Annotated in this window: 8 protein-coding genes; 4 read left to right on the top strand and 4 right to left on the bottom strand. The window is 70.1% G+C overall.

Annotation, left to right across the window (positions count from 1 at the left end; genetic code table 11):
* Positions 1-99: 99 nt before the first annotated feature.
* Positions 100-246 carry a hypothetical protein gene (locus ACWDA7_RS32915; protein WP_450608976.1) on the bottom strand — a complete coding sequence of 49 codons (147 nt, stop codon included), beginning with the start codon at positions 244-246 and terminating at the stop codon, positions 100-102.
* Between the two features lie 145 nt (positions 247-391).
* On the opposite strand from ACWDA7_RS32915, the gene ACWDA7_RS32910 reads away from it, so the two are divergent.
* Positions 392-943, top strand: coding sequence for an FUSC family protein (locus ACWDA7_RS32910; RefSeq protein WP_450608974.1), 552 nt, complete (start codon positions 392-394; stop codon positions 941-943).
* A 152-nt stretch (positions 944-1,095) separates the two neighbouring features.
* Here the strand turns inward: ACWDA7_RS32910 and ACWDA7_RS32905 are convergent, their stop codons facing one another.
* Together ACWDA7_RS32905 and ACWDA7_RS32900 are read right to left on the bottom strand one after the other, a co-directional pair.
* Entirely contained in the window at positions 1,096-1,332 is a 237-nt protein-coding gene (locus ACWDA7_RS32905; protein WP_450608972.1) for a hypothetical protein, read from the bottom strand.
* A 118-nt stretch (positions 1,333-1,450) separates the two neighbouring features.
* Positions 1,451-1,978, bottom strand: coding sequence for a hypothetical protein (locus ACWDA7_RS32900; protein ID WP_450608970.1), 528 nt, complete (start codon positions 1,976-1,978; stop codon positions 1,451-1,453).
* Between the two features lie 870 nt (positions 1,979-2,848).
* Here ACWDA7_RS32900 and ACWDA7_RS32895 point away from each other — a divergent pair.
* The 3 genes from ACWDA7_RS32895 (at position 2,849) to ACWDA7_RS32885 (ending at position 6,061) form a co-directional block, all read left to right on the top strand.
* Positions 2,849-3,598 (top strand): SDR family NAD(P)-dependent oxidoreductase, encoded by a 750-nt coding sequence (locus ACWDA7_RS32895; RefSeq protein WP_450608979.1) that lies wholly within the window; start codon positions 2,849-2,851, stop codon positions 3,596-3,598.
* Between the two features lie 258 nt (positions 3,599-3,856).
* Positions 3,857-5,791: a P-loop ATPase, Sll1717 family gene (locus tag ACWDA7_RS32890; protein WP_450608968.1), complete on the top strand. Its 1,935-nt coding sequence runs from the start codon at positions 3,857-3,859 to the stop codon at positions 5,789-5,791.
* 33 nt (positions 5,792-5,824) lie between these two features.
* Positions 5,825-6,061 carry a hypothetical protein gene (locus ACWDA7_RS32885; RefSeq protein ID WP_359391840.1) on the top strand — a complete coding sequence of 79 codons (237 nt, stop codon included), beginning with the start codon at positions 5,825-5,827 and terminating at the stop codon, positions 6,059-6,061.
* 10 nt (positions 6,062-6,071) lie between these two features.
* Here ACWDA7_RS32885 and ACWDA7_RS32880 read toward each other — a convergent pair whose 3' ends face one another.
* Complete coding sequence (locus tag ACWDA7_RS32880; protein WP_450608965.1) at positions 6,072-9,785, bottom strand: WD40 repeat domain-containing serine/threonine protein kinase; 3,714 nt, start codon at positions 9,783-9,785, stop codon at positions 6,072-6,074.
* Positions 9,786-10,439 lie beyond the last annotated feature (654 nt).

Raw genomic sequence — 10,439 nt, 5'->3', positions numbered from 1 at the left:
TCAGCCGCTGACGGGGGCGTGGGGGGCGTTCCAAAAACGCGGGGGCGGGGGGGGGCGCCGTGGCGCCCGCGGACCCGGGGTGTCGAGCAGCGGTCGGGATCAGTAGGAGAACTGCAGGATCTGGCTGCCGTCGCCCGCGTACGTCCAGCCGGTCCGGGTTTCCGGGTCGAGCTGGACGGCGCGCTCATGATGGCTGTCGAGCCGGCCGTTGTAGGAGCCGAACTGCGGGTACTCCACGCCGGTCACGGTGCCCACCGTCTGCCCTGTCTTCAGGTCTGACGACGATGCGGCCGGTCGCGTTGTTGTCGGTGAAGCCGTACTGCTATGGGCGCGTATTTCGCGTGGATAATCCACACATGAAACAGATCCGGCTTCGCGAAAGGGTTCGAGGTTGAACTGGCACCGCCCCGATACGGCGAAGGTTGTTGCCGCGCTCGTGGGCGGCGGCGAACTTGCCATCGCATGCTGGATTTCATACTGGCTGACCGCCAGCATCCTGCACCACACCTACCTCGTCACTCGGGACGACAGTGTTCTGGGCGGCATGTGGTCCGTGATCGCCACGACGTTCGTCTGGAGGGACTCCTATCACAAGAGCGTGACGGCCGCGGTGTCCCGGATGGCAGCGACGTCAGTGAGCTTTGCGCTGTGTCTGATCTACCTCCTTTTTCTTCCGTTTCACGCTTGGGCTATGGCATTGCTCATCGGATTGAGCGTGGTGGGAGTCACCTTGATGGGCCGGCCAGACGACGCGACTACTGCCGCGATCACAACCGCGGTCGTGATGGTCGTAGCCGAGCTGAGCCCGCACGACGCCTGGCGCCAGCCCATCCTCCGGTTCGCCGACACGGTCGTCGGTGTTGCGGTCGGTGTCACGACCGCCTGGCTCAGCATGCGGCTGATCCGCCCGCGGCTTCGCCCTCCGCTCGATGAGCGCCACTGACGACCTGCTACCGCCAACTCGCCAGAGGAGATGACCCCCTGGCTCAAGGGGGTCGGAGTGCGGGACTGGCCCTGCATCGGCAGCATCCATGGTGCCGCCCCACACATTGGCCTACGGGCGGGGCGCACGCCATCGAGGAGTCACAACTCGGTTCAGCCGCCCCGCACAGCCTCGCCGTTCTCGTCCGTCATCGAGGCGAGCCAGCACCCTACGGGCCCATCGGGGACGCTTCCGACCGATGCGGAGGGGTTGTTGTCGGAAGGTTGCCCGGTTGCTGTGGCTAGCGGTTCGACGGTGCCCACATACCAACTGCCGCTTTGGCCGTAGTGGTCCGGAGAAGTTCCCCAGATGACGTGCGCGTAGTAGCTGTCTGCGTTGATGGGGTCCAAGTTTTTCACGGTCACCGCGGCGTGGAGGGTGGGTGGCTGGTCGTCAGCCGCTGGACACCGAGCGACCTATCCGGGGCCCGGCCGGCGCGCATCGGCCGGGCCCCGGGGGTGGTGCGTCTCAGCAGCGCTTGGCTGTGAAGGCCTGCCCGGCCACCGGGTCGCCCGGAGCGCGCAGGGTGCCGATCGCCGTGGTGCACTCACTCACCGTGGCGGCGGGAAGCGACCAGAATTCCTGGCCGCTGGTGGCATTCCACCAGTCCTGGCCGACGATCTGGTCGCGTGAGTAGCTGTAGACGCCGGCGCTGACGTCGTAGTCCTTGATCTTGGTGCGGAAGCTCTGCCACACCCAGACGTATCCGTAGTTGCGCTTGCAGGAGGGCGAGTAGAACTGCTTGACGGAGGCCGCGTGGGCTCCCGCCCGGTCGATGTAGGCGGTGGCGCCGATCTGGTACGCGTCCGCGCACACGCCCGCGGTCTGTGCGGTGACGCTGAGCGGGTTGCCCGCCTCCGACGGGGCGGTGGAACGGGCTGTCAGGTGCTGTTTGCCGGGCGACGGGGCCGGGCCCGTCCCCGCGACGGCCGAGGCCGCCGGAAGGAGAGCGGCGGCCGATGCCGCCGCCACAACCAGGATGCTGCGAGCACGCATGAGAAAGCTCCCCCTTGCTCCAGGTGACTGACTTCGCTGGTGACGATCGGGCACGCCGGACAGTGCACAAGGCGCGGCAAAACACCGCATAACCTGTTACACCCCGTGAAGAGCACTGTCCTCGCGTATCGGTCATCAGGTCAGACCAGCCGAGCCTCCGGATGGTTGTAGTGCAGACCACATCCACTTCACGAGCAGCCCGGTCCCACACCGGAAAGTGCCCCCACCGGTAGAAACAACCCCAAGGTCGGTCGTCGCAGAGTGCGCGCCGCGTCGAGCACGTCTTCGGCCGGATGATGAACTACAAGTTCCCGTGCGATTGCGGAAGTCCGTGATCAGACAGCCTGAACTCGGGCTGCTGACACCGTGGTTAACCGGCTACGGGTTCGATGACGCCAGCCGCGTACGAACGAGCGCTTTGAGCATCGCGGCGCCCGCCCCCACCACTGCCAGGTGCAGGACTGCCGCGAGCGCGAGTCCTTCCGGCAAGGTCGCGTCGGAGGGTTGCGCGATCGTCGATCCGGGCGTGGGAGGCCGCGTCCCGACCGGCAGCCGGGCCGTCCGGCAGCCGACTCCACACAGCTGAGCGCGGGGTCCGGATGGCAGCGCGTGCACGACGACACCGGCCCCCGTCCCCTGCTGGACCACGACAGAAGGTCCACACCTGGCGGCGAGCTATCGTTCGCGCATTCGATTCTCGGCGCATTCCGACTGGTCAGCACCCACGGACCGCCGACCCACGCCTCGCAGTCCGACCGGTTGCCCTCGAAGACCGTCACCCACGGGAATACCGCCGCAACCGTCAGCGCTCCAGATGCATTGAAAGCTCCTATATATAGCGAAATGGGCTACTTCAAGGAAGTGGGCATCATGGGACAGCTCGATGCGAAGGTGACCCTGGTGACCGGTGGCTCCACCGGAATCGGTCTCGCCATCGCCCGCCGGTTCGCTGAGGAAGGCGCCACCGTCTACCTCACCGGCCGTCGCAAGGCCGAACTGGATACGGCCATGGAAACCATCGGGCCACGGGCCATCGGCGTTCAGAGCGATGTCTCTCATCTCGATGATCTCGACCGGCTCTTCTCCACCATCGAGGAGCGCAGCGGGCGGCTTGATGTCGTCGTGGCCAACGCCGGAGTCGCCGAACTCGCCCGACTGGGGGAGATCACCGAGGAGCAGTACGACAAGGTCTTCGGCATCAATGTCAAGGGGACGCTCTTCACCGTCCAGAAGGCACTCCCCCTGCTTCCGGACGGCGCCTCGGTGATCGTGCTCTCCTCGATCAACGCGTCGAAGGGTTTCGAGGCGATGGGCGTCTACAGCGCCACCAAGGCAGCCGACCGCAACCTGGCCCGCACCTGGGCCGCCGAGCTCGCGGCCCGCGGAATCCGGGTCAACGCCATCAGTCCTGGCCCCATCGAGACCCCGGGCATCCGTGGCCTGGGGAGCTCGGCAGAAGGCGAACAGCAACTCGCGGACGCCCTCACCACGATGATTCCGCTCGGCCGGATGGGCCGCGCCGACGAAGTCGCCGCCGCAGCCGTCTTCCTCGCATCGGACCAGAGCTCTTTCACCACGGGAGCCGAACTCTTCGTCGACGGGGGCTTCGCCCAGATCTAGGGCGCCACCCGCCACCCGCCACCCGAACTCGACACTCAATTCCCCGGAGCACGGGCTCGAGCATCGGCGACACGGGACGACGGGCTGATGGATATTCAACTCTGGCTGTGATGTGCTTCCGGCTGGACGCTTCGGGGCGTTCGGAAGGAGAGCGCCCCGCTCGGTCAACTCCGCTTGGCCTGCCACGGTAGCTGCCCAATACCCTGATCCACGCGCGGAGTTCCCCGTAGTCCGGCGCCAAAGGGAGAGATGCAGTCCATGGGCGAACCGGCCGAGTCGGCACCAGTCAAGCGCCTGTACTTCGGCCACGAGGACGCCGAGCGTGACATCGCCAGTGGCCTGCTGCGCGCGGGCTTCGTCCGCACGACGGCGTACGACGCGGCGCTGTCGGGGCGGAAGATGCTGATCCTCGGCCGGAAGGGCTCCGGTAAGAGCGCGCTCTGCATGCAGCTGGCCGCCGGTGGCCATCCGGGCGGCACCGTGCTGATCACCCCGGACGACGCGGCGGGCGACGAGATCCGCCGGTTCGAGTTGCAGGGCCTGACCGGTGATACCGCCAAGTCCCTGATCTGGCGGTACGTATTCGCCGTGCAGGCGGCCCGGCACCTGGTGGAACACGCCCGTGCGCACGGCCGGCGGCAGCCCCGGGCCGTTCGCCGTCTGCGCAAGTTCCTGCACGCGAACGGCGAGTCGCTCCAGGACCGCCTCTACGACCGGCTCGCCACCGGGGCGCGCGGACTGCAGACGTCGCTGTCCCTGGAGGTCTTCGGTGTCAAGGCCGGTCTGGACGTGGCCGGTTCGACCACGGAGGGCGCTAGGGCCACTCGGCAGCTGGAGGTGGTCGAACAGGGAGTGGCGGACGCCTTCGACGCGCTCGGCTGCGTGGACTCCCACGGCCGTCTGCTCCTGCTCGTGGACCAGCTGGAGCAGGTGTGGTCCAGCGATCCGGACAGCCACGCCATGGTGATCGGACTGCTGCTGGCCGCCAAGCACATCGCGGCCCGGTACGGCGACTGGATGCGCTGCCTGCTGTTCCTGCGCTCGGACATCTACGACATGCTTGCCTTCGGCGAGGGCGACAAGTTCCACGGCGACGAACTGCGTATCCACTGGACCCTCGAGGACCTGAGCGAGCTCGCCCTCGCCCGGGCACGCGCGTCCGCCGGGACCGAACTGACGCGGGATCAGCTGTGGGGCGGAATCTTCCCGCACACGGTCGACGGCAGGGACCCCGTCGAACGACTCCTCGGCACCTGCCTTCCGCGTCCCCGCGATGTCATCCAGTACCTCAACCTGTGCCGTGACACGGCGGTCGAACACGACCACCAGGTGGTCACCGAGGCGGACATCAACGAGGCCACCAGGCAGTTCTCCCAGTGGAAGCTGCAGGACCTTGCGAATGAATACCTGGTCGCCCACCCGTATCTCGGCCGTTTGCCGCTGCTCTTCGACAACGCCGGCTATGTGGCCACCCGGAGCGCGATCGAGGAGCGGTTCGCGGCGTACGCGCCGACCCTCCACAGCACCTTCCCCGCGTACACCGAGGCGCTCACGCCGTCCGCCGTGATCGACACGCTGTTCGCGGTGAACTTCCTCGGGGTACGGCGGGGCGGCGACGTGGTCTACGTCAGCAGCGGCAAGCTTCCGGTACAGCCGCATGAGACGGAGTTCCACATCCACCCGTGCTTCCGTCCCGCACTGTGGTGCACCCAGCCGACCGCGTTGCGTTCCTTCCACCCTGGCTTGCTCTCCCCCGATGGATCTCCGCCACCCTCGTGGGGGTCGCCGCAGAGCGGTCACCGCTCGGCCGGTTCGGCGGCGGGACCGCCGGTGGGGCGGGACTTCGCGCTGCTCGACCGGCTGTCGAGGTCCTGCGGTTCCGTGCAGGCCGCCGTGGGGCGGGCCACCAGACTGCCCGACGACACCCGGGCGCAGGTGCTGTGGCAGTTGACGCGGATGATGGGCCACGCCCAGGACGGCCTGCTGCGGCTGCGCTCGGGACGCCCGGTCGACACCGGCGTCCTCCTGCTCGATGCCGCACGTTATTTCACGCTGCTGGCCGGGCAATTGCGGGCGAGTCATGTGGAGGACGACGGCAGGGACAGCGTCGCGTGGAAACTGGACGACGAGGCCGAACGGTTGGTCCGCGCGGTGGGCGGAAGCACGGGCGGTTCGGGCGACTTCCGCAGCTGACGGCTCGTCGGCACATTGCTATCGTCTGGTGGCATGACGGTGATGATGTGTTCCGGGGGATGTCCCCGTCTGCTGTCCGTCTCCAGGATCGCGGGCGGCAATCCGATTGCGGTGAACGATCCGGAGAATTGGGCAGTGGTGTTCTGGCACTGCACGACCTGCCCCGGGTACTACTGCGACCGCTGCGTGACCCAGACCGGAGGCGCCGTCCCGCGCTGCTCCAGGTGCGGTTCGGTGATGTCCGCCCCGGACCTGGACCAGCTGCACTGAACAGCTCGGCTCACCAGTCCCCTTCCCACTCCGATTCCCGGGCCGCGGCCGCTCGTTCCAGTTCGGCCCGCACCCCCTCCGGCCGCAGCCAGCCGTACCCGGCGCGTCCCAGGTTCCGCAGCAGGGTGGCGACATCGTCCTCGCCCCACACCGGAGGCCCGGTCCTGGCCAGCCGGGACGTCACGGGCCCGAGTCCGAGGGAGACATCACCGGGCGAGCCCTGCTCCTGCTGCCATCGATAGCGGGTGCGCAGGTCGAGGAAGGCGTTCAGGTACGGCCGGGCCCCTTCGTCCCAGTCCACGGGCCGCCGCGGCTCGAGTTCCCAGTCGATCTCCCACCGGCGCAGGGTGCCGTCCGTGCCGCCGGACACCGCATACCGGCCGTCGGCGCTCAGGTGGACGGTCGTCACCCAGTTGGTGTGCTCGGCGAGCGTACGCAGCCTGCGTCCGGTCCATAGGTCGAGCAGGCGTACAGCTGTGTCCCAGTTGGCGGCGAGCGCGAAGCGGCTGTCCGCCGAGACGGTCACCGCGGTCATGACGTTCGCCCATCCGTCATCGGTCGCGTGCTGGTCGGCCACATGCAGCAGGCGGCCGTCGGCGATGTTCCACACCCGTACCCGCCCGCCGGAGTTGGCGGTGACCGCGAGCCGGCCGTCCGGGGTCAGCCGGGCGTCGGAGACGATGTCGGCCTTGAGGACCGTCGGGTTCACATTCGACTCGTGGAACTCGCGTACCCTCAGAGCCTGTTCCAGGTCCCACAGCATCACCACGTCGCCCCGGCCGCCGGAGAGCACCAGCCGGCCGTCCGCGCTCGGGCACAGGGCCTGTGTGGCACTGCCGTGCGGCCGGTACTGGGCGAGCAGCCGGCCGCGGTCGAGTTCCCAGCAGCGCACGGAGCCGTCGGCGCCGCCGGCGAAGGCCAACAGCCCGTCCGGGCTGAACCGCACGCTTTCGATCCGGCCGCAGTATCCGTCGATCACCCGCAGACATCGCCCGTCGGCCAGGTCCCACAGCCGTACGGTGCCGTCCGCACCGCCGGACAGAGCCCGCCGCTGGTCCGGGGCGAGCGAGACGCACCGGACGTCCCCGGCGTGCCCGGTGAAGGCGCGTAGCGGGCGTGTGGCGTCCAGGTCCCACAGCCGCAGTCCGTCCAAGTCGGCACACAGAGCCCGGCGGCCGTCGGCGGTGGCCTCGGCCTGATATACGTGCGAGCCCACCCGGACCGCTCCGGCCGGCCATGCGCCCCGCACCCCGACGCGCACACAGCAGAGCGACAGCAGGTGCCAGGCGGCCAGCACCCGTTCGTCGCGCTCATGCCCCGGCAGCGCCCTGGCGTCGGCGACCAAGCCGATCGCATCGGCGTAGCGGTGCTGCCGACGGGCCCGTTCGGCCGCCTCCAGCAGCCGGTCCACGCGGTCCTGGTGCAGGGCCAGTTCGCCGTGCGAGCGGGGACGGCAGATCTGATACGGAGCGGTGTACGCACCCGGCGCCGGCAGCTGCCACAGCCGTACGGTGTCGCTGCCGGTCAGCGCCCGGCGGCCGTCGGCGCTCAGGGTCAGCGAGGAGACGACTCCCAGGTGCGCCGGGACGGTCCACAGGCAGCGTCCCCGGGTCAGGTCCCACAGGCGCAGGGCGCCGCCGACGGCACCGGTGACGGCGTGCCGTCCGTCCGGCGCGACCGCTGCCGCCACCGTCCCCCGGGGGTCCGCTCCCATGGCGCGGACCCGCTCGCCGGAGGACAGGTCCCACCAGATCAGACCGCGGTCGCCCCCGGTCAGGGCGTGCCGTCCGTCCGGCGCGAGCGCGGCGGGAGGCTCATGGCAGCCGTCGAGCGTGCGCAGGCACCGGCCGGTCGTCAGGTCCCAGACCCCGACCACGTTCCCGGCGCCGACCAGCAGAGTGTGCCCGTCTCCGGCCAGGGCCAGGACCCCGACGGAGGCCGGATGACGTGCGTCACGGCGGGACGGTTCGAGCACCCGCAGACAGCGCCCGGTCGCGGCCTCCCACCAGCGCACGGTCCCGTCCCAGCCCCCGGTCACGGCGGTCCGCTGGTCCGCGCCGAAGACGCAGGACCGCACCGAGCCGGTGTGCCCGGCCAACTCGCGCACTACCCGCCCGGTCCGAGTGTCCCACAGCAGGACCCGGCCGCTGTGGTCTCCGGTGAGGGCCCGGCCGCCGTCCGCCGTCAGCGCCACCGCGTGCACGGCTTTCTCGTGCCCGGCGAACTTGCCCAGGAGCCGCCCGGATTCGGCGTCCCACAGCAGCACCTCGCCCTCCTCGCCGCCTGACAGGGCACGCCGGCCGTCCGGGGTGAGCGCGACCGCGTGCACGAACTTCTCGGTGCCGCGCAGCGTACGCACCAGTCGTCCGGCGGCCGTGTCCCACGTGGCGGACTGCACCGCCTCCAGCGCCGCGGCCACCTCCACGTCGTCTGGCGCCGTCCGGCGGGCCCGAGCCAGCGGCGGCAGCGCCGCCTGAGGGTCGCCGCGCTCCAAGTGAACTGCGGCGAGGCTTAGTTCGGCCCGCCACCGGCTGCCGCTGTCCGCGCTCTCCAGGGCCGAGGACAGCCTCGCCAGCAGCATGTCGTCCGCGGTGCCGCCGGAACGCCAGCGCAGCAGGCCCAGGTTGTGCACCGCCTCCGGGTGCTGCGGGTCGGCCTCGTGCGCCTCAGCCAGCAGCGCCTCCGCGTCGGCGCTCCGGCCCAGATCCAGCAGCGACATGGCACGGTTGGTGAGTTCGTCGGCGCGCAGTTCGGCCGCGGTCGGAGCCCGGCGGGGGTAAGGGCGGCCCAGTTCGGCCGCGTATACCGCGGCCAGTTCGGCCGCCACCACGGTCATCCGTGCCGGGCGCCCGGCGCGGTCGTCGCGCAGGCAGCGTTCCAGCAGCGCGGCAAGCCGGCCGGGCAGTGACGGCAGCGGTGGCGGGGGCGGCGGGCTGAGGCGATACGCCGCCAGGGCCGGTCCGGCCGCAGGTCCGAAGCCCCAGCTCACCTCGCCGGTGAACATCTCCAGGATGCTCACCGCCAGGCTGAACACATCCGTACGACCGTCCAGCGGCGCCCCACGCACCTGCTCGGGCGAGGCATAGGCGGGGGTCAGGCCGCCCTGGGTCAGCAGCGCGGTGGCGGCATTCTCCGCCCCGCCGGGCGGGACGCCGTCGAAGGACGCGGGCTGCGCGTCGGCGCCGAAGCGGCGGGCCCTGGCCAGCCCGAAGTCGGTGATCTTCGCAACGCCGTCCGCGCCGAGCAGGACATTGCCGGGTTTGACGTCCTGATGGACGACACCGCGCTGATGGGCGTGCGCCAGCCCCCAGGCCATCTGGATGGCGATGTCCAGCATCCGCGCCAGAACCTCCTCGGGCGACCCCCGGTGCAGCCGCCGGTCGTCGATCCATGCCCGCAGGCTGCCGCCGTCCACATACTCGGCGAAGACTCTCGGTACCCCGGCCACGGTGCGTACGTAGTGGCAGGCGCACACATGCGGATGCAGCCCCAGGTCTACCCATGTCTCGGCCTCGCGGACGAACCTCTCCCGGTCCGCCGGGCCGCGCAGCAGCTCCGGCCTCGGACTCTTGACGGCCAGGTCGAGGCCCCATCCCAGGTGCCGGACCCGGTGCACCAGCCCCATGCCGCCCTCACCGTGCACCGCGGTCACGTCGTACAGGCCGAGCACCCGCTCACCGACGCGCCAGCCCGAGCCCTCTTCCCGCGTCTCCCCCTCCAGCATCGCATCCCCCTCGCCATGTCACCCACCTCAACGCTACGCGCTGGTACAGGCCGTGACACATCCGTCGCCACGCCGGATCCCCCTGTTTCAGCGAAGTCCCCGCGCGGGTGGTTGTCCCACACCCGCGCCACCCGAGCCGCGCAGCGGGGCTTGTCTTTTCCTCGAACGTCGGCCCGGGCCGGGGCGGTTGAGGCGGCCCCTCATTGCACCACTGCGCCCTCGCCATACGTAGCCCCGCGCCGGGCGAGCCCTCCCGTCAGTCCCACTTGGTCCGCCGGCCGAGGCAGCAGCACCGCCCCCCAGATGTCCCACCAGCCCCTTCCAGCCTCAGCCAGAGTCCGACAGAAGGCCGGATTTCCGAGCGGCAGTCAGCGATACGCACAGTGGGCGCTTCACGGCGACGGACGGCGGCAATGCCGGACGCAGCCCAAGGTCGCACCGCAGTCACCCGCGCCCCCATCACGGCATGTCGAGCGCAGATGTGACCGGGCCGGTGGAGCAGGACCCGCCCTCAGGGATGAGCGCGCCGAGGGCCTCAGGGACGGGTCGAGAGCTCCGCCCGCGGCGAGCGTGGGCGCCGTGGACCTGACAGAAACAGAAGGGGCCTGAGGGGGAGTGCGGGTCGGTGCCTGGTCAGGAGCGCCGGGTCGGCGA

This window comes from Streptomyces sp. NPDC001156 (assembly GCF_053598275.1).
This window is presented reverse-complemented; position numbering and strand designations above follow the sequence as displayed.

What these genes read in the sequence shown, in the direction of transcription:
- ACWDA7_RS32895 (WP_450608979.1), top strand. Translation starts at nt 2,849, where the DNA reads ATGGGACAGCTCGATGCGAAGGTGACCCTGGTGACCGGTGGCTCCACC.
- ACWDA7_RS32885 (WP_359391840.1), top strand. Translation starts at nt 5,825, where the DNA reads ATGACGGTGATGATGTGTTCCGGGGGATGTCCCCGTCTGCTGTCCGTC.
- ACWDA7_RS32890 (WP_450608968.1), top strand. Translation starts at nt 3,857, where the DNA reads ATGGGCGAACCGGCCGAGTCGGCACCAGTCAAGCGCCTGTACTTCGGC.
- ACWDA7_RS32880 (WP_450608965.1), bottom strand. Translation starts at nt 9,785, where the DNA reads ATGCTGGAGGGGGAGACGCGGGAAGAGGGCTCGGGCTGGCGCGTCGGT.
- ACWDA7_RS32900 (WP_450608970.1), bottom strand. Translation starts at nt 1,978, where the DNA reads ATGCGTGCTCGCAGCATCCTGGTTGTGGCGGCGGCATCGGCCGCCGCT.